Raw genomic sequence first — 19,023 nt, forward strand, 5'->3', positions numbered from 1 at the left:
TATCGGTAAGGCAGTTTCGTTTCGAACCAGGGTACAGCAAGCACAATGTGTGGAATCATCGGCATCGTCGGCAAGGAACAGGTCGCGGATCGGCTCGTCGACGGCCTGAGGCGCATGGAATATCGCGGCTATGACAGTGCGGGCGTCTGCACGGTCGAGAATGGCCAGCTCATCCGCCGCCGCGCCCAGGGCAAGCTGATCAACCTCGTCAACGAACTCGCCCGAGATCCGGCGCCGGGTCTGATTGGCATCGCCCACACCCGCTGGGCCACCCACGGCGCGCCCACCGCCGCCAATGCGCATCCGCACGCCACCGAGCATCTCGCTCTGGTTCACAACGGCATCATCGAGAACTTCAAGCCTCTGCGCGAGGCCCTCGAATCGCGCGGTCGCACCTTCGAGAGCCAGACCGATACCGAAGTGGTCGCCCACCTCGTTTCCGAGCAGGTCGAAGCCGGACTGTCGCCGGAAGAGGCGGTGAAGATCGTGCTGCCGCAACTGCGCGGTGCCTTCGCGCTCGCCATCGCCTTCCGTCAGCATCCGGACTTGCTGATCGGCGCCCGCCTCGGCTCGCCGCTGGTGGTTGGCTACGGCGAAGGCGAGACCTATGTCGGCTCGGACGCCCTGGCCCTCGCCCCGCTCACCCAGCGCATCTCCTACCTTGAGGAAGGCGACTGGGTGGTGATCACCCGTGAAGGCGCGCGCATCTTCGATGCTGAAAACAACCCGGTCGAGCGCGAGATCGTCTCCTCCGGCGCCTCGGCCGTCGCCATCGAGAAGGGCAATTACCGCCACTTCATGCAGAAGGAGATCTTCGAGCAGCCCACCGTGGTGGCGCAGACCCTGCGCAGCTACATCCACCAGGTGGACGAATCGGTGGCTCTGCCTCAGATCGACTTCGACCTTTCGACGGTGAAGCGCATCACCATCGTCGCCTGCGGCACCAGCTTCTACGCGGGTATGGTGGCCAAGTACTGGATCGAGACTTTCGCGCGCCTGCCGGTCGACATCGATGTGGCTTCCGAATTCCGCTACCGCGACCCGGTGCTGGAACCCGGCGGCCTGGCTCTGTTCATCTCGCAGTCGGGCGAGACGGCCGATACGCTGGCAGCGCTGAAGCATTGCAAGGCCGCCGGCCAGACCATCGCCGTCGTTGTCAACGTGCCCACCAGCACCATGGCGCGCGAGGCGGACCTGCTGCTGCCGACGCACGCCGGTCCGGAAATCGGCGTGGCTTCCACCAAGGCCTTCACCTGCCAGCTTGCCGTGCTGGCCGCCCTTGCCGCGCATCTCGCCGTGAAGCGCGGCCGCATGGACCGGGCGGAAGAGAGCGAGGTGGTCCAGCATCTGCTCCAAACCCCCGCCAGCCTCAATGCCGCGCTCGATCATGACGAAGAGATCGCCGCTATGGCGCACCTCATCGCCCCGGCTCGGGACGTGCTCTATCTCGGCCGCGGCCCGGACTATCCGCTGGCGCTCGAAGGCGCGTTGAAACTGAAGGAAATCAGTTACATCCATGCCGAAGGTTATGCCTCGGGCGAGATGAAGCACGGCCCCATCGCCCTCATCGACGAGGCGGTGCCGGTGATCGTGCTCGCCCCGTCGGGCCCGCTGTTCGAGAAGACCGTCAGCAACATGCAGGAAGTGCGTGCGCGCGGCGGCAAGGTCGTGCTGATTTCGGACGCGGAAGGCATTGCCGAAGCGGGCGAAGGCTGCATAGCCACGATCGAGATGCCGCGCGTCCACCCGCTTATCGCACCCCTGGTCTACGCCGTTCCCGCCCAGTTGCTGGCCTATCACGTCGCCTGTGTAAAAGGCACCGATGTGGATCAGCCGCGCAACCTGGCCAAGAGCGTCACCGTCGAATAGCGCCGGATCGGAGGCTTTCCCCAGAGCGGGCGCCTTCACCGCAACGGCAAATGCGCTATGGTTTACCGGGCGATAAGGCTTCGCCCGGTAAAGGCTAGTTTGTGAGAAAGCGGTCACATTCCATTCACCCGCTGCCGCAGGAACTGCCGGTCTCCGCGATCCTTGGGTTTGCCCGGCGGGATAGCGATTCGAGCGCGGCATGCGACTGGGGACAATTGCGTGCGCTTCAATATGCCTGCCTTGGGCGGGCACCCGTCGCCCGTGCCGCAACGCGGTTCGCCGCCATGCTGGCCGCTGTCGCGCTGCTGGGGCCGCATTTCGATTATCGCCCGATCCTCGGTTGGATCGCAGCCGTCTGTATCGTCGGCTGGTACGCGGCTCGCGCGGAAAGAGCGCTTGCGAATGCGGAAGGCACTGGCCCCCGGCCGGATCAGATCCGCACCTATTTCACCGCGATCGCCGCAAAAGGACTGATCTGGTCGCTCCTTCTATGCGGATTCGGCCCATTCCTGGAACCGCGCGACCAGGTCATGCTGTGGACCGTAGTGGCGATGCTGATGACCGCATTCGCCGTGCTGGTCCCCGGCGTTGCATTCGGTACGCTGGTTTTCACCGCAATCGTCGGCGGTTCGGCCGTGGCCTGCTTCCTGTCTCTCGGCCTCTATGACGTTGCCCTTGTCACCTCTGCCTTCATCGTCGTCGTCTTGGCCGGAGCCGTCCAGTCCGCCCGGCAGTTCCTGGTCGGCAAAGTCGCCGAAGCAGGCATGGTCGAGCGCGACGAAGTGGTTTCGCTGCTGATGCGCGAATTCGAAGAAGGCGAAGCCGACTGGCTCTGGCAGACCGATCCGGCCCGCCGCATCCGGGCCGCCTCGCCCCGCCTCGCCTTCGCAATGGGCATGGATGCCCGCGAGATGGAGGGCCTGCCGTTCCTTCAACTGATCGCCGGCCCAACCTGGGAAACCGGAGACTTCCCGGCAAGCCTGCACGATCTGGCCGAACGCCTCAAGCGGCGCGAAAGCTTCTCCAACCTGCTGGTCCGCGCCACCGTAAGCGGCAGGCCGCGATGGTGGGAGCTTTCGGGTACACCGCAATTCGATGAAAGCGGCCGGTTCGAAGGGTTCCGCGGCCTGGGCTCGGACGTCACCGAGGCGCGCGAGAATTCGGATAAGATCGCCTGGCTCGCCCGCTACGATCCCCTCACCGGCATGCCCAACCGCCTGATGCTGACCGAGGCCCTGGGCCAGGCGCTTTCTCATGCCTCGCAATTGCGCATGCGCTGCGCGCTGCTGATGATCGATCTCGATCGCTTCAAGACGATCAACGAAACACTCGGCCACCACGTTGGCGACCAGTTGCTGACGCGCGTTGCCGAACGACTGAAGGAGCAGATGACCGAACGCGAAGTCTGCGGCCGCCTGGGCGGCGACGAATTTGCAGTGGTCGTTCGCGACGCTTCGGAACCAGGGTACGTGGAAAAGGTGGCGCAGCGCGTCATCCGGAGCCTTTCACAGCCCTACCAGGTCGATCATCACACCCTCTTCGTCGGCGTCTCCATCGGTTCGGCCATCGGTCCGCGCGATGGAGCGACGGCGGAAACCCTGATGCGCAACGCCGATCTCGCGCTCTATCGCTCGAAGGACGAAGGCGGCAACGCCCATTTTCCTTACGAGCCTGCGCTCCACGCCCATGCCGAGGAACGCCGCAAGCTGGAGTTCTCGATGCGCCGTGCACTGGAGCGCCGGGAGTTCTCGCTCTGCTTCCAGCCGGTGGTGGATGCGCGGGACGAAACCCTGGTCAGCTTCGAGGCGCTGCTGCGCTGGAACAGCGAGGAGCACGGCACGATCAGCCCGGTCAAGTTCATCCCGCTTGCCGAAGACACCCGGCAGATCGTCCCCATCGGGCAGTGGGTTCTTCGCGAAGCCTGCCGCGAAGCGATGAACTGGCCAGAGCATGTGCGCGTCGCCGCCAACGTATCGGGCGAACAATTGCTCGATCCGAACTTCGTCACCAGTGTCGTGTCGGCTCTCACCGAAAGCGGGCTCGCCGCCGCACGGCTGGAACTCGAAGTGACCGAGAGCATCTTCCTGCGCGATGCCACGCTGGCCCGGTCGGCGCTGGAACAGGTCATGGCGCTCGGCTGCAAGGTCGCGCTGGACGACTTCGGCACCGGCTATTCCTCCCTCGGTTACCTGCGCAAGCTTCGGTTCTCGACCATCAAGATAGATCGGTCCTTCGTTCAGGGCGCGGCGACCGGCAATGCGGAAAGCCTGGCGATCGTCCGCGCCGTGGTCGCCATGGCCGACAGTCTCGGCATGTCCACGACTGCCGAAGGTGCCGAAACCGAGAGGGAAGTCGACATGATCCGCAAATTGGGCTGCGGCAAGATCCAGGGCTATTACTATGGGCGCCCGATGTCTGCGAAAGATGCGATTGCCCTGTTTCGCAATCGCGCCTGTTCGTCACCCCGATCCATCGAGCAGGCTCCGGGGGTTTGAATCTTAGCCGAAGATCGGCAGGATCTGCGGCAGATCGGCCGTCGTGCGGATCCCCGGCGGCGCAGCGCAGACGGCAGGGATAGCGTTGACCGGCCGATGCGCCGTAAGCCCCGGCGTGTAGGCGGCGTATTCTTCCGCTGTGACCGGAAAGGTGATGTCCACTTTCACCGGCGTGTCCCCCTCAGTGGCAATTCGCCAGCCGGATTCGCGCAAGTCCCAATCGTGCTCGATATCCTGCGTGACGTACCAGTTCGCTCGAAAGCGCATGACGGGGCGGCCCCCGCTCTTGCAGGTGATGGTGGTGCGCATCGCGCCCACCGTTCCGGCGGGAACCGTTCCCGCCGCGATCGTCACGTCGCTCTGCGCCGGCGAAAGTTCGCCGAAAGCCTCGATCTCGTCCACTTCAAGGCCCACTGCATCGGCGATCTGCGATAGCGAACTGCCGAAGTCTCCCTTGAGATGCTCTGCCCGCTGTTGATCGAAGGGCGCCATGGGCGCACCGAACCCCATGACTTGAAACAGCATTTTCGGCGAGTTGCGACTGGAGACATCGGCATATTCGTCGATGGTGAGCAAGCCGTGCCTGCGCTGAAGCGCCATGAGCGGGATCGCCAACGCCTCGGTCACGAATCCAGGGCTGGAGCCGGTGCTGTAGACAGAGGCGTTCCCCGTTCGGCATGCCTGCTCCACCCGCTCGCGGAGCACCGGGTCCATTCGCGCCGGATTGTGAAAGTCCCCTCGCGTGGTGACGATGTTCTTGCCGGATTCCAGCAAGGCGCAGATTTCATCCCAGTCGGTGCCTTGCCGCATGTAGAGGACACAGTCCGCATCGAGCGCCACCAGTTCCTCCAGCGAATGCGTCGCCTTCACGCCCATCGGTCCAAGGCCGCAGAGTTCGCCCGCATCCTTGCCCACCTTGCCCGGCGAACTGACCCAGAGGCCGACCAGTTCCATGCGCGGATGCTCGATCACCGTGCGCAAGGCGCGGCTGCCCACGTTGCCGGTCGCCCATTGGATCACGCGCCAGGTGCGGCTTTCCGCCATCATCACTCTCCCTCGATTGGTTGCCGCCAGCAGGCCAGCGCCCCTGCCCCGCCGCAATCCCCGGATGGGAACAGCGGCGGAACGGCCCGGATCACGGAGCGATCCAGCTAACGGTGTCCTGCCGGGGATCCAGCGATTCGGCCTTCCAGCGCACCGATCCGAACGGCCGTTCGAGACGACGGCGGACGCGATTGCCGTGATGCGAACGATTGAACGAATCCGCCTGCGCCTGGATATCGGAATCTCCCTGGGTAAACCGGTCGCGCAGACGCAAGTAGTCGCCCCAGGTTGGGCAATGATAGCGTTCCGTCCAGAGCGCCGGATCGGCTATGTCGCGCGCGAGCGACCATTCGAAGCCGCCGTTCCGCTTGCGCATGGACTGCATCTTCATCATCACCGCGTAGAAGTCTCGCGCGCGGTTCGGGTCGACGTCGTAATCGACTTCGATGACGATCGGCCCCGATCGCAGGGTCAGCGCCATTCCTACCGCCGGTTCATGAAGGAGCGGCGCTTCGGCCGTGTCCGTCTGATCCGCCGCTATCGGAAAGATGAATCCCAGCAAGGCGGTGGCGCCCACTGCGATGCCGGAGGCGACGAGCGCGAAGGCGACGCTGCGACCGCTGGCGATCTCGCCCCAGGCCCATGCGCCCAGGGCGATCCCGGCAGTGATCGCGGAAGAGAACAGCGAGAGCGCCCGTGCCGTAACCCATCGCGGCGCGGAAAGTTGAACCGTCACATTGAGCATGGCGATGGTGAGGATGTTACAGGCCCCCACCACCAGGAACGCAGCGCAGGACACGACGAGATCCCGGCTCATGCCGATCGTGACGAGCGCCACTCCCGTGCCCACGGCGAAGATCCGCACCGCCAGTTCGGTGGAAATCGCCTCACGAATACGGCTGACGAACAGCGCGCCGATCACCGCGCCCACCCCCTGCGCGCCGAGGAGGATGCCGAACGTGGAAGCATCACCCTGCAACAGGTCACGCGCGATCAGCGGAGCCAGCGCCGAGGCCGTCGCCGTGCTCAGCCCGAAGACCAGCACCCTTACGAGCGCCGTCCGGATCGCGGGAGCATGAAGCGCATAGCGCACGCCGCCGACGATGGCCCGGTCCATGCGCTCCGGCGGCAGTCGCGAAGGCGCATGTCGACGCCGCCACAGGAAGAACGCGAAGAGCAGCGGCAGATAGAGCAGCGAAGTCATACCGAACACGGCTTTCGCCCCGTAGATGACGACGATCAGCCCACCCAGCGCGGGTCCGAAGCTGCGGGCGATATTGTAGCTGATGGTCCCCAATGCGACAGCCGCCGGCAGGTTCGCGCGGGAAACCTGTTCCGGGATGGAAGCCTGCCAGGACGGCGAATAGAGGGCCACCCCTGCGCCGATCAGCACGCAGAAGCCGAGCAACAGCCAGGGAGTCACCAGCCCCACGAAGGCGATGGCGGCCAGCACCGCCGCGCAGATGGCACTGAACGTCAATCCCGCCATGGCGATGCGGCGGCGATCGAACATGTCCGCGATCGCTCCTGCCGGCAATGTCACCAGCACCAGCGGCAGCATCATCGCCGACTGCACGAGCGCCACCATGCTGGGCGAATTGCTCAGCTGCGTCATTTCCCATGCCGCGCCGACACCGAGGAAAAGCTGGCCGAAATTCGAGAACAGACTGGCGATCCAGATCCGCCGAAACGTGGGTTCGCGCAAGGGTGCGAATGCACCGCCCGGCTCTTCGTTGCCTTCCATTCCCTCCCTTTCGCCCTACCTGGAAGAAGATGTTGGCGCAGCGCGCGGGATCGTCAAGCCGTGTCGCGCCGGCCTGCCGATGTTCCAGCGCAGCGTCGCTCCCGCGATATACTTTCACCTGAAAGCAACGCCAAGGCGATAGGAAACCGGCGTCCAATTGCAATTCGTCCGGGGCACCAGCATGACCCCTTCGAGGAACGACGGCCGCTTCAAACCGGCGCCCGACTTGGCCGACCACAAGATTCCCGAAGGAGAGCAGATCGTGACCGACGCCTATATCATCGACACGGTCCGCACGCCGCGCAGCATCGGCAAGATGGGCAAGGGCGCGCTTTCGACGATGCACCCCGAGCACCTTTCCGCTGCCGTGCTGGCCGCCCTGAAAGAACGCAACAGCTTCGACACGGCCGAAGTGGACGATGTGATCTGGGGCGTATCGGCGGCGCTCGGCCTCCAGGCCGGCGACATCGGCCGCATGGCCGCGCTCGATGCGGGATACGACATCAAGGCCGGGGGCGTCACGCTCAACCGCTTCTGCGGCTCCAGCCTCACCGCAACCAGCCTCGCCTCCGCGATGATCATGTCCGGCATGTCCGATCTCATGATCGCGGGCGGGATGGACATGCTGTCCTACGCGGGCGCCCATGGCATGAAGATGCGCGAGGCCGGGCTCGGCAGCGCGGGCATGGGTGCCGGCAATCCGCGCCTCCAGGCCAAGCACCCGCAGACCAACCAGGGCGTGGCAGCCGATGCCATCGCCGCCATGGAAGGCATCACGCGTGAGGAGCTGGAAGCGCTCGGCGTGGAAAGCCAGCGCCGCGCCGCCAGGGCCATAGCCGAAGGCCGGTTCGACAGATCCACGATCGTGGTGAAGGACGATGAGGGGCGGGTGACCCTCGATCATGAGGAATATCCCCGTCCCGACACCACCGCCGAAAGCCTTGCCCAGCTCAAGCCGGCTTTCGAGATGTTCCTCGACATGCCTTCCGCACCGGGGGGCAAGACCTTCCGCGACCTCGTGCTTCAGGTCTATCCCGATCTCGACATCAAGCCGATCCATCACGCCGGGATATCTTCCGGCGTGGTCGATGGCGCTTCGGCGATCCTGCTCGCCTCCGGGGCCTATGCCGAACGACACGGCTTGAAGCCCCGCGCGCGCATCGTGGCCATGGCCGAGACCGGCGATTGCCCCACCCTGATGCTCAACGGCCCGGTTCCAGCGGCGAAAAAGGTTCTGGCCAAGGCGGGACTCACCAAGGACCAGATCGACGTCTGGGAAGTGAACGAGGCTTTTGCCGTGGTCGTCGAGAAATTCGTGCGCGACCTTGACCTGGACCGCGCGAAGGTCAATCCGAATGGCGGGTCGATCGCGCTGGGCCATCCCATCGCGGGGACCGGGGCGATACTTATCGGCACCGCGCTCGACGAACTCGAACGCACGGGAGGCCGCTATGGCCTCATCACCATGTGCGCGGCGGGCGGCATGGCGCCGGCGATCGTGATAGAGCGCGTCTGACCGCCGGAATGAATCAGGAGTATTGCGTGGATACCGAGGCTGAAGAAAAGCTGACCGGAAAACTGGGCGAGGCCCTCAACGGCCGCGACATCAGCGTCCGTCGGCAGGTCGGCTTGCGCATGACCGTGATATCCCGCCTCCAGCGCAATAATTTCGACCGTAAGGTGGCGACGCTCAACGTCACCCGTTCGCAGTGGGCGATGATCGCCGTGGTCGCCCGCAATCCGGGCTCCACCCAGCGTAGCGTCGCGGAATATCTGGAGATGTCGGAGGCCTCCGCCGGCCGCCTGATCGACCGCCTCTGCGCGGAAGGACTGCTGGAACGCCGCGACCGGACGGACGATCGCCGCGCCCGCGCGGTCTACCTGACACCCAAGGCCAAGCCGCTTCTCGACCAGCTGGGCGAGATCGCCAACGAGAGCGAGGACCGCATGTTCCAGGGCTTTTCGGACGACGAAATCGAGCAGCTCCGCGATTACATGAGCCGCATCTACGACAACGTAAACCGCGGCTGATCAGCTGGCAGGCTCGCGGTTGCGGGCCAAATCTTAAGCCAGTGTCTCAGCGATGCACGAAAGCAAAAAGGGCGGCTCGCGAGAGCCGCCCTTTTCTTGTGCGCTTTGAGAAAGGACTTACTTCGCCGAAGCGATGTCCTTCTTCGAGAGCGAGGTGATCAGCTTGCCGTCGACCGACGAGAGGCTCGAAGCCGGTACGGTCACAAGGCGACCGTTGAGGATCACCTGCGGATTGCCGTCCGCAGCGACGCGATAGATCGGCGCAAGGCGGCCGTTGGCGACATAGAGCATCTTGCCGGCGGTCAGGTCGAGAGGCGCGGCGGCTTCTTCGGTAACGGCGCGAACCGACTGCGTGGTTTCGGCAAAGGCGGCCGGAACGACGGCGAAGGTGGCGACGGAAGCGGCAGCGGCAAGGGCAACGAACTTGTTCATCTTGGCATCTCCAAAAAACTTTATCTGTCGTTCTGGGAGAGCTCGAAAGTGCAAGCCCTGCCTCATTACTAACCTAGGTTAGGAGTTTTTGAACATTCGGTCAATTGTGATTTCTGCATTTGCGCAAACATTTTTTGCATCCGCGCACAATCACGCTGCTGCGCTGTTTTTTGCAGTGTGCACTGCAGCACGGCAAGATCGCACCGGCGTATGAAAGCCGGCAGGCGCGGCATGATCGTCGGCACGATGGCGCGCGGGTTGCCAGTGCCAGCCTTTGCGCTCACATCCGAAAGCAACCTCGGCAAGGGCGGAAATCCAGTCTTGCGGCGCGAGGGTTGGTGAAAAAATTACAGCGATGACGGGGACTGGCTGAACATGGCAACGAAGGTGATGCAGGGTGTGCGCGTCCTCGAAGTGGCGCAATTCACGTTCACGCCCGCAGCCGGCGCAATTCTGGCCGATTGGGGTGCGGACGTCATCAAGATCGAGCATCCGGTGCGCGGCGATACCCAGCGCGGCTTCCTCAACATGGGCGGCGTTCAGCTCGACCCCCTGCGCCACACCCTGTTCGAGCATCCGAACCGCGGCAAGCGCAGCGTCGGCATCGATCTCTCGACGGCGGAGGGCCAGGAACTGCTCTACGAGCTGGCGAAGCAGTGCGACGTGTTCCTCACGAACTACCTGCCGCAGGTTCGCCAGAAGAACCGGTTCGATGTGGAACATATCCGCGCCGCCAATCCCAACATCATCTACGCGCGCGGCAGCGCCTGGGGAGACAAGGGCCCCGAACGCGAAAAGGGTGGGTTCGACGGCACGGCGTTCTGGTCCCGCAGCGGCATCGCCGACTGCATGACCCCGCCGGAACTGCCCGGCCCGCTGTCTCAGGGCATGCCCGCATTCGGCGATTCCATCGGCGGCATGTTCATCGCCGGCGGCATCTCGGCGGCGCTGTTCCACCGCGAGAAGACCGGAGAGGCCGCCGAACTGGATGTCTCCTTGATGAGTACGGCGGCCTGGGCATCGGGCGCCAACATCGCGCAGGCCGTCGAGACCGGCATAATCTCGAAGAATTCGATGCCGAGTTCGGGGGGCGGCAAGAAGAACCCGTTCATGGGCAACTTCTGGACGTCGGACGACCGCACGATCAACTTGTGCATGGTCAGCCCCACCGGCCTGATCCGCGACACGTTCGAACATGTGGGCCGGCCCGAAGCCGCCGACGATCCGCGCTTCCAGGATGTGCTCAGCCTGATCGAGAATGCGAAGCCTGCCAGCGACATCCTGGTCGAAGCCTTTGCCGAAAAGCCGTTCGCCTACTGGCGGGAACATCTGAAGACCCTGAAGGGCCAATGGGCGCCGATCCTGAACCTCTTGGAACTTGCCGAGGACGAGCAGGCGCTGGCGAACGACATGCTTATCGAAGTGGAAGGCGCCGATGGCGGAAAACCGCTGAAGCTGGTGCGCGGCCCCGTCCAGTTCAACGGCGAGGCGCTGGAGACGACGCGCTCCCCGCAGGCTTCCGAGCACACCGAAATCGTCCTCATGGAAATGGGCGTGGAATGGGACCGGATCGAGGAACTCAAATCCAAGGGCGCCATTGCCTGAGGCAGGACCGCCGCCAGATCCTCCGGAATTCAGACTAACTGCAAATCGACCTCAAGGACCAAGAAGATGAAGCCTGGAACCCGTCTCAAGAGCGCCGCCTGCGATACCGAGGTCATGGTGATCCGCTGCGCCGACGGCACGATCGAATGCGGCGGCGCGCCGATGGGTGAAGCCAAACCCGCCGATCTTTCGCCCCTTGCCGCCGACTTCTCGGCCGGCACGCTGATGGGCAAGCGCTATGTCGACGCCGACGGCAAGTACGAACTGCTCTGCGTCAAACCCGGCAAGGGTTCGCTCTCGGTCGACGGAGTGGCTCTGGTGGTGAAGGATGCAAAGCCGCTTCCGGCCTCGGACTGACCCCGAACGGCCGCTTCACGGCACGCGATTCAAGGCACCTCAAAACGATGAACATCGCCCTCCTCCTCGAAATGGCGGCTGAAGCCGCACCGGACCGCGTCGGCCTCGTCTGCGAGGGGAAGCGGTGGACTTACGGCGATCTCCTGGATGCCGCCAGAGGCGCCTTCGAACTCATCCGGCAAAGCGACGCACAGTATGTTGCCCTGCTCGACGAGAGCAGCGAAGCGGCCATGATCGCGGTGTTCGGGGCGGCGCTGGCGGGCGTGCCCTACTGCCCGCTGAACTATCGCCTGCCGGATGCGGACCTTGCCGCCTTGCTCGATCGCATCGCTCCGGCCCTCGTCATCGGCGACGAAGAGCGCATTATCCGCATTGCGGGCGATCAGGGACACACCGTGCTCGCGCGCGAGGACTTTGCGCTCAAGGCGCAGGAAACCGTCCCGGCCGAAGATGCCCGCGAATACGATCCCGGCGAAGGGGTTGCGATCCAGCTTTTCACCAGCGGCACGACCGCCGCTCCGAAAGCCGCAATCCTGCGTCACTCGAATTTGCTCGGCTATATCCTCGGCACTGTCGAATTCGGCTCGGCCGACGAAGCGGACGCAGCGCTCGTGGTGGTGCCGCCCTATCACATCGCGGGGATTTCCGCCCTGCTCTCCTCGATCTACGCCCTGCGCACGATCGTCATGCTGCCCGCCTTCTCTCCCGAAGCATGGCTGGAGCTTGTCGCTGCGGAACGCGTGTCGAACGCCTTCGTCGTGCCGACGATGCTTTCGCGCATCATCGAAACCATGGAACGGACCGGCGGAGCGGACGTGTCGAGCCTGCGCTCGATCGCCTATGGCGGCGGCAAGATGCCCATGGAGGTGATCCGCAAGGCGCTGGACCTGTTTCCGGAAACCGGCTTCACCAATGCCTATGGGCTCACCGAAACCAGTTCCACGGTGGCCCTGCTCGGCCCTGAAGACCACCGCCAAGCCTTGGTTTCGGACGATCCGGCGGTGCGCGCAAGGCTCACCTCGCTCGGCAAGCCCATCCCCACCGTGGAAATCGAGATCCGCGGCGAGAACGGCGAAGTCCTGCCCCCCGGCGAGCCTGGCGAAATCTATGTGCGCGGCGAACAGGTCTCGGGCGAATACAAGGAAAAGAGCGCGCTCGATGCGCAAGGCTGGTTCCCCACGCGCGATGCGGGATACATGGATGAATATGGCTATCTCTTCCTTTCCGGCCGGGCCGACGATGTGATCGTGCGCGGCGGCGAAAACATGTCGCCAGGGGAAATCGAGGACGTGCTGCTGACTCATCCCGCCATCGCAGACGCCTGCGCCTGCGCCATCCCCTCCGTCGAATGGGGCGAAGCGGTGGGAATCGCGATCGTCCTTCGCGAAGGCCACGACGCCCCCGCCGAGCCCGACATCAAGGATCTCGTCCGCGCCCGCCTGCGCTCATCGCGCGTGCCGGAGAAAATCGTGTTCCTTTCGGAGCTGCCCTACAACGAGATGGGCAAGCTGCTGCGCCGCAAGGTCAAGGACGTACTTGCCGGCTGAACCATCCGCGACCGGGCCGGCGATCCCGCTGGCACGCTGGGCGGACCGGCAACTGGAGGCGCTCGCGCGCGACCATGGCCTGCCCCGTCTCGACGGTGCCACTTTGCTGGGGGAACGCGGCGCCAACGGCGGCTACCGGATTCGCGGACCCATCTCCGCCGGTCTGGGCGGCAGCCGCCTCCTGCCGACCCGCGACGGCGGATGGTTCGCCCTGACCCTGATCCGCGAGATCGATCGTGAACTGCTTCCCGCGCTGTTCGGTGACGCCACGCTCGCCATCCACGACAACGATGCCATCGCCGCCGCCACCCTGGCGCATGACTGCCACAATCTCGTCGAGCGCGGGCGCCTCCTTGGCCTTCCCGTCGCCGGAATTGACGAAGACCCGGTTTCACCCCCCATCGAAGTGCTTGAACTTGGCAAAGCCCGGTCCCGACCGATCGGACACCGGCCCCTCGTCGTCGATCTCTCGGCAATCTGGGCTGGCCCTCTGGCGGGGCACTTGCTCTGGCAAGCGGGCATGGACGTCGTCAAAGTGGAAAGCCGCACGCGTCCCGACCTCATACGCCGTGACGATCCCGCTACATTCGACCTGATCAACCAGGGAAAGGCCAGCCTGCTGGTCGACTTCGACAGCACCGATGAGAAGGCCCGCCTCATCGACCTGATCCGGCGTGCGGACGTGGTGATCGAAAGCTCGCGCCCCAGGGCGCTGCGCCACCTCGGCATCGATGCGGCCGCCCTGGTCCGGGAGGTTCCGGGGCTGGTCTGGCTGACGGTAACGGGCCACGGTGCGCGGGGAGAGGCCGCCGATTGGGTGGGCATCGGCAACGATTGCGGTGTGGCCGGGGGGCTTTCGCGGGCGCTCGCGGAGGTCACGGGCGAAGTGGGATATGTGGGCGATGCCATTGCCGACCCGCTCACCGGAATCGTCGGCGCCCGCACCGTGCTTCGCGCCTTGCACGAAGGGCGCGCAAAGCGCATCGGCCTCTCGATGAGCGCGATTACCGCCATGGCTGTTGCAGAGGAACGCGCCCACGATCGCGCGGCGTTCGAAGGCGAGTTGCGCGCCTGGGGGCGAGCCGTCGGCAGCGGTTTCCCCCACGTGTCCCGGCGCGCGTTGACGGCTCCGGTCCGGCCGATCGGCGCCGATACCGACCGCTATCTGGGGGCGTGCGTCGCATGCTGATCCGCGATGCCGAAATCTACAGGCAGGGCGTGGCCGACCTGCGCATCGAGGGGCGAACCATCGTTGCCATCGGCAATCTTGCCCCTCGCCCCGGAGAGCCGGTGATCAAGGCTCATGGGGGCGCCCTCCTGCCGGGCCTTCACGATCATCACATCCATTTGGCCGGGCTCGCCGTGCGGGACGCCTCCGTCGCCTGCGGCCCTCCGCAAGTTTCAAACCGTGACGATCTGGTCGCCGCCCTCGCCTTGCCGGGGCAGGGCTGGCTGCGCGGCGTCGGGCTGTGCGAAAGCGTGTTGGATGGCAAGCTTCCCGACGCGGCCATGCTCGATGCCATCGTGTCGGACCGTCCGCTGCGGATCCAGCACCGCACCGGCCGGATGTGGTTCCTGAACAGTGCCGCTCTCGACGAATTGCTTCGGCAGGCCGCGCCGTCGCCAGGTCTGGAACGCGATGGCGCAGGCTTTACCGGCCGGCTGTTCGACGAGGATCGCTGGCTGCAAGGCGCGCTCGGCGGTTCCCCGCCCGATTTCGGCAAGACCAGCGCCTGCCTCGCATCGTTCGGCATCACCGGCCTCACCGACCTTTCGCCCGCCAACGATGCGCGGATCGCCGACCATTTCGCGGCGCAACAGAACGACGGCACACTGCGGCAATCGGTTGTCCTCGGCGGTGCACTCTCGCTCACCGAGGCATTTCTCGACACCGATGTTCCAGACGGCCTGCGTCTCGGCCCCGCCAAGCTTCACCTGCACGAAAGCGCCCTGCCGGATTTCGACGAAACGCGCCGCTGGATCACGCAGGCCCATGGCCAGGGCCGCGACGTGGCGGTTCATTGCGTCACCGAAGTCGAGCTGGTGTTCACGCTGGCCTTGTTCGAAGCGACAGGAACGCGAGCCGGCGACCGCATCGAACATGCCTCCGTCGTTCCGTCCGCCCTTGTCCAGGCGATCGCCGCGCTCGGCATCGCAATCTGCGTGCAACCCCAGTTCGTTGCAGCACATGGAGACCGCTATCTGGCCGAGATCGAACCGGCCTGCCACCCGGATCTCTACCGGCTTCGCAGCCTGCGGGAAGCGGGGCTGGTCCTCGCCGGAGGAAGCGACGCCCCTTACGGCGCTGCCGATCCCTGGAGCGCCATGCATGCCGCGGTCCATCGGCGCACAGCGGCGGGCGCGGCCTTCAACGAGGAAGAGACCCTCACCCCGGAGCAGGCTTTGGCGCTCTATCTGTGCGATCCGATGGATCTCCGGCGTGAGCGCCGGGTGGCAGTGGGAGAGCCTGCGGACTTGTGCCTGCTCGATCGCCCCTGGCAAGCCGCGCGCGTCCGACTGAATGCTCGCGACGTACGAATCACCATCGCTTCAGGTCGGGTCGTCCACCAGAGCATCGACCAGCCCCCAGTCCAGCGCCTCTCGTGCATTGAGCCGACGACCGCTTAGCACCATCAACAAGGTCCGCTGGCGGCCGATTCGCTGGCTGACGGACACGCAACCGCCCGCTCCTGGAAGTATGCCCATCGCCAGTTCGGGAAGCTGGAACCACGATCGCCGGGTTGCCACGATGCGCGAGGCGAACGCGGCCAGTTCCAGGCCCGCGCCCACGCAAGCGCCGTCCACATGAACCTCCATACGGTCCCTGCACTTCACCGCCTCGCGCGCAGGCAGGGTGGTTCCGCGGATCGCATGGGCAAGAGCCGGATCACGCGTCGTGCCGAATTCGGCAAGTTCCGCGCCCAGGCTGAAACTGCGGCCACGCGCTTGCAAGACGACGCGCTCGATAGTGCGATCGGCATTGGCCAGAGCGAACGCTTCGTGCAGTCTATCCCGGATCGGGCGATCGATTGCATTATTCGCTTCGGGCCGATCGAGGACCACCGTCAGGGCATTTCCGTCTCTTGAAAGCTCCACCCTGCCCTCCGGCAAAGGAGCGCTCATAGAAGGCCGCCCGTCGATCCAGTCCCGATGGGCCGCGCTGCCCTGCAAGGTGGCATAGGCAAGCGATTCGGCGGTAAGAGCCTCCTCGTCGGGCAGATGGGGCAGGATCCGCAGAAGTTGCGTCACGATGGCGGCGGCAAGCGGCTGCGCGGCCGTCGCGGCGATCACGGATTCCCGTGTGAACCGGGGCTCCAGGAACGCATCGAGGCGCGTAGCCAGGGGATGATCGGCGGCTCCGAAACCTATCAGCGGAAACCTCGGGAGAACGCCGATTTCGGCTTCGGAACTCTCTCTCGACAGGTCCACGAATCCAACCGGCCAGTCCGGCAAGCTTCCGGCGCCGCCCAGATCCGAGGCACGCAGGATCATGGCGTCGAAACTATCGTGCATCATCTTCCTTCACGGTAATCTCACCGTTTCTTCCAGATCGAGATCCTCTGCACAATCCGAAGCGTCTCACCCTCCGAAAATGGCGCTTCGGCGCAATGTCCACGGGAAGATTCCACGATTTCCTCCGAATTCGTGCGGTTCCCGAAAGGGAAAGGCCATCGCGTGTGCGAAGCCTATTGATGCATCATCGCAGTGATGCTAACCAGGCTTAGCAAAAAACGAGTCAGGCTCAGTTTTATAGAGACCGACTCGCGGAGAGAAGTGAGTTTCCATCACCACCCTGAGGGAGGAGAGACCTCATGCCTGGAAAGACGACCTCATCGAACAAGGCGAAGATCGCCCGCCGCGTCATCGAAGTTCTCGAGTATTTCGACGACTCCCATCGTGAAGCAACCGTCATGGACATCGTCCGCCGCTATAACCGCCCGCAGTCGAGCACGTCGGAGCTGCTATCGAGCCTGGTGGAACTGGGCCTGCTCCACAAGGATCCCTATTCGCGTGCCTACAGCCTCACGCCGCGAGCAGCGCTGATCGGCACTTCCGGCCAGCCCGAACTCGTCCGCGACGGACGCATCGTTCGCCTGATGGACCGCCTCGTCGCGCAGACCGGACTGTCGGTCGCCCTGACCTCGATGGTCGGGCTGGACGTGCAGATCGTGAACTGGCGCCATGGCCCGCGCGCTCTTGCCGCTACTCGCGAACTCGCGGGCGGGATCAAGGAACCGCTGGGCCGGAACGGCGCCGGCTGGCTCATGCTCTCCACGATCGCGCGTCAGCGCTGCGAAGGCATGGTGCGTCGCCTCAACGCGGAAGCCACCGAGCTCGACAAGTTCCAGTTCTCGGACATGATGACCCGGATCGATACCTGCCGGGATCCCCGCTACGTGTTCGGTCCCGCTGGTTTCGGCAGCGGCGCCGAGGCGCTTTCGGGCCTCCTTCCGCGTCAGCCCGAAGGACATCCCCTGGTGATCAGCCTGATCTACGGCAAGGATGACAAGGTCAATTCCGAAGCGCTGCTGCAATCGCTCAGCGATGCGATGCGCAAATGCCTGCCCGACCCTACGCCCATGGCGGAGCCCGAGCAGCTTCCCCACGCCGCATGATGACATCCTGATCGGGTCGCACCGGACAAAGAAGGGCCTCGCGAGCGGATCGCGAGGCCCTTTTGTTTATGGTTTCGCCTTCGTGCCGGCTTCGATTTCATCCAGCATCGTTTTTGCGATTTTCAGGAAGTTCACCGTGTCCGTCTGCGCCGAAGGGATTGCCTGCCGGAACGTCGCGAAACCATGAACCAGTCCCCGGCCTTCGTAATAGGCCGTGGGCACGCCCGCCTCGACGAGCTTGGCGGCATAGGCCCTTCCCTGGTCGCGAAGAGGATCCAGCCCCGCCGTCACCAGCACCGTGGGCGGCAGGCCGGACAGGTCTCCCAGGAGCGGAGAAGTGCGCGGGCTCTTCGCGTCGGCTGCGTAGTGCTGGCGAAACAGCGCCGTCATGCTGTCATCCAGTCCATAGCCGTGCCCGAACTGTCCCGCAGACGGATAGTCGCGGGTAAAGTCGGCGGCCGGATAGATCGGCAACTGGAGGATGACCGGTACCGCCGCCGGTTTGTCGCGCAAGGCCGCCGCCGCGATCAGGGTAAGATTGCCGCCGGCGCTGTCGCCGCTCAGCACCAGACCCGTGACCTCGCGGCCCAGCGCCTTGCCGTTAGCCGCCACCCACCGCGCCGCAGCTTCGCCGTCGTCGGGAGCTGCAGGCCAGGGATGCTCCGGCGCCAGCCGATACTCGACCGATACGACCGGCAGATCGAGCCGCCGCGCGATCTCGGCTGCCAGGGCGGCGTGGGTATCGATGCTGCCGAGGACGTAGCCGCCGCCATGATAGAAGACCACCACCGGCCCGGGGCCGCGCTGGGCGCGACTGTCGAACAGGCGCAGCGGGATGGCCCCTCCGGAGCCGGGCATGGACAGATCCTTCACCACCGCCAGTTCGCCCACCGGAAGATCGCGCGACGGCATGGCCGAGGGCGGCAACTTGCGTATCTGTGCGATCACTTGCGCGGTCAGCGGCGGCATCGGTTGGGCGTTGGTGGCCTTGAGATAGGCGGCGACATCCGGCCGGACATAAGGCGCATTGCCTTGCCCTGCCCCCGCAGCTTTTACCGCTCCAACGGTCGGCGCCGCAGCACTTTCCTTCGCAGCCAAGCCCTGCGGAGCGCACAGGATCGGCAGGGCCGATAGCCCCAACGCAAGGCGCCCCAGCGCCACATGGCGGCGTTTCAGACGGGTCGAACCCGGAGATTTCTTCGCATCGTCTACGCGTCGCATCCAATCCTCCCTGTTATGGAGAATCGTTGTACGTCGCTTCAGTTGGGTTGGCGAGCGAGAGG

The 19,023-nt window shown here is 64.9% G+C and carries 16 protein-coding genes; 10 read left to right on the forward strand and 6 right to left on the reverse strand.

Going from position 1 to position 19,023, the window contains the following annotated elements; all coding sequences use genetic code 11:
• The first annotated feature begins 45 nt into the window (after positions 1-45).
• A complete protein-coding gene (glmS, locus tag ACI3K3_RS04545) occupies positions 46-1,869 on the forward strand; it encodes a glutamine--fructose-6-phosphate transaminase (isomerizing) (RefSeq protein WP_404912409.1) in 1,824 nt (607 codons plus the stop codon).
• A 101-nt stretch (positions 1,870-1,970) separates the two neighbouring features.
• Positions 1,971-4,364, forward strand: a complete 2,394-nt coding sequence (locus ACI3K3_RS04550) for a putative bifunctional diguanylate cyclase/phosphodiesterase (RefSeq protein WP_404912411.1) — start codon at positions 1,971-1,973, stop codon at positions 4,362-4,364.
• Between the two features lie 3 nt (positions 4,365-4,367).
• On the opposite strand, the gene ACI3K3_RS04555 is transcribed toward ACI3K3_RS04550, so the two are convergent.
• Entirely contained in the window at positions 4,368-5,408 is a 1,041-nt protein-coding gene (locus ACI3K3_RS04555; RefSeq protein ID WP_404912413.1) for a dihydrodipicolinate reductase, read from the reverse strand.
• Positions 5,409-5,499: 91 nt separating this feature from the next.
• Positions 5,500-7,152 (reverse strand): MFS transporter, encoded by a 1,653-nt coding sequence (locus ACI3K3_RS04560; protein ID WP_404912415.1) that lies wholly within the window; start codon positions 7,150-7,152, stop codon positions 5,500-5,502.
• A gap of 262 nt (positions 7,153-7,414) precedes the next feature.
• On the opposite strand from ACI3K3_RS04560, the gene ACI3K3_RS04565 reads away from it, so the two are divergent.
• Both ACI3K3_RS04565 and ACI3K3_RS04570 read left to right on the forward strand, forming a co-directional pair.
• Positions 7,415-8,668 (forward strand): acetyl-CoA C-acetyltransferase, encoded by a 1,254-nt coding sequence (locus ACI3K3_RS04565; RefSeq protein WP_404912563.1) that lies wholly within the window; start codon positions 7,415-7,417, stop codon positions 8,666-8,668.
• A gap of 26 nt (positions 8,669-8,694) precedes the next feature.
• Complete coding sequence (locus ACI3K3_RS04570; protein ID WP_404912417.1) at positions 8,695-9,183, forward strand: MarR family winged helix-turn-helix transcriptional regulator; 489 nt, start codon at positions 8,695-8,697, stop codon at positions 9,181-9,183.
• Positions 9,184-9,300: 117 nt separating this feature from the next.
• On the opposite strand, the gene ACI3K3_RS04575 is transcribed toward ACI3K3_RS04570, so the two are convergent.
• Both ACI3K3_RS04575 and ACI3K3_RS04580 read right to left on the reverse strand, forming a co-directional pair.
• Positions 9,301-9,615, reverse strand: a complete 315-nt coding sequence (locus ACI3K3_RS04575; RefSeq protein WP_404912419.1) for a hypothetical protein — start codon at positions 9,613-9,615, stop codon at positions 9,301-9,303.
• A 68-nt stretch (positions 9,616-9,683) separates the two neighbouring features.
• A complete protein-coding gene (locus ACI3K3_RS04580; protein ID WP_404912421.1) occupies positions 9,684-9,899 on the reverse strand; it encodes a hypothetical protein in 216 nt (71 codons plus the stop codon).
• Between the two features lie 91 nt (positions 9,900-9,990).
• On the opposite strand from ACI3K3_RS04580, the gene ACI3K3_RS04585 reads away from it, so the two are divergent.
• From ACI3K3_RS04585 to ACI3K3_RS04605, 5 genes are all read left to right on the forward strand, one after another.
• The gene (locus ACI3K3_RS04585; protein ID WP_404912422.1) at positions 9,991-11,220 is read left to right on the forward strand and encodes a CaiB/BaiF CoA transferase family protein; all 1,230 of its coding nucleotides are present in this window, start codon (positions 9,991-9,993) and stop codon (positions 11,218-11,220) included.
• Positions 11,221-11,286: 66 nt separating this feature from the next.
• Positions 11,287-11,577 carry a hypothetical protein gene (locus ACI3K3_RS04590; protein ID WP_404912424.1) on the forward strand — a complete coding sequence of 97 codons (291 nt, stop codon included), beginning with the start codon at positions 11,287-11,289 and terminating at the stop codon, positions 11,575-11,577.
• Between the two features lie 47 nt (positions 11,578-11,624).
• Complete coding sequence (locus tag ACI3K3_RS04595) at positions 11,625-13,124, forward strand: class I adenylate-forming enzyme family protein (RefSeq protein ID WP_404912426.1); 1,500 nt, start codon at positions 11,625-11,627, stop codon at positions 13,122-13,124.
• Complete coding sequence (locus ACI3K3_RS04600; protein WP_404912427.1) at positions 13,114-14,313, forward strand: CoA transferase; 1,200 nt, start codon at positions 13,114-13,116, stop codon at positions 14,311-14,313. The genes ACI3K3_RS04595 and ACI3K3_RS04600 overlap by 11 nt, the downstream gene beginning before the upstream one ends.
• The gene (locus ACI3K3_RS04605) at positions 14,307-15,752 is read left to right on the forward strand and encodes an amidohydrolase family protein (protein WP_404912429.1); all 1,446 of its coding nucleotides are present in this window, start codon (positions 14,307-14,309) and stop codon (positions 15,750-15,752) included. Before ACI3K3_RS04600 ends, ACI3K3_RS04605 begins: the two co-directional genes overlap by 7 nt.
• Here ACI3K3_RS04605 and ACI3K3_RS04610 read toward each other — a convergent pair.
• Complete coding sequence (locus ACI3K3_RS04610; RefSeq protein ID WP_404912431.1) at positions 15,675-16,637, reverse strand: enoyl-CoA hydratase/isomerase family protein; 963 nt, start codon at positions 16,635-16,637, stop codon at positions 15,675-15,677. The genes ACI3K3_RS04605 and ACI3K3_RS04610 overlap by 78 nt on opposite strands.
• A 299-nt stretch (positions 16,638-16,936) precedes the next feature.
• Here ACI3K3_RS04610 and ACI3K3_RS04615 point away from each other — a divergent pair, with 299 nt between their 5' ends.
• Entirely contained in the window at positions 16,937-17,740 is an 804-nt protein-coding gene (locus ACI3K3_RS04615; protein WP_404912432.1) for a helix-turn-helix domain-containing protein, read from the forward strand.
• Positions 17,741-17,806: 66 nt separating this feature from the next.
• Here ACI3K3_RS04615 and ACI3K3_RS04620 read toward each other — a convergent pair whose 3' ends face one another.
• A complete protein-coding gene (locus ACI3K3_RS04620; protein WP_404912434.1) occupies positions 17,807-18,961 on the reverse strand; it encodes an alpha/beta hydrolase in 1,155 nt (384 codons plus the stop codon).
• Between the last annotated feature and the right edge of the window lie 62 nt (positions 18,962-19,023).

Source organism: Novosphingobium sp. ZW T3_23, from assembly GCF_044987305.1.
In the GTDB taxonomy this organism is placed as follows: Bacteria; Pseudomonadota; Alphaproteobacteria; order Sphingomonadales; family Sphingomonadaceae; genus Novosphingobium.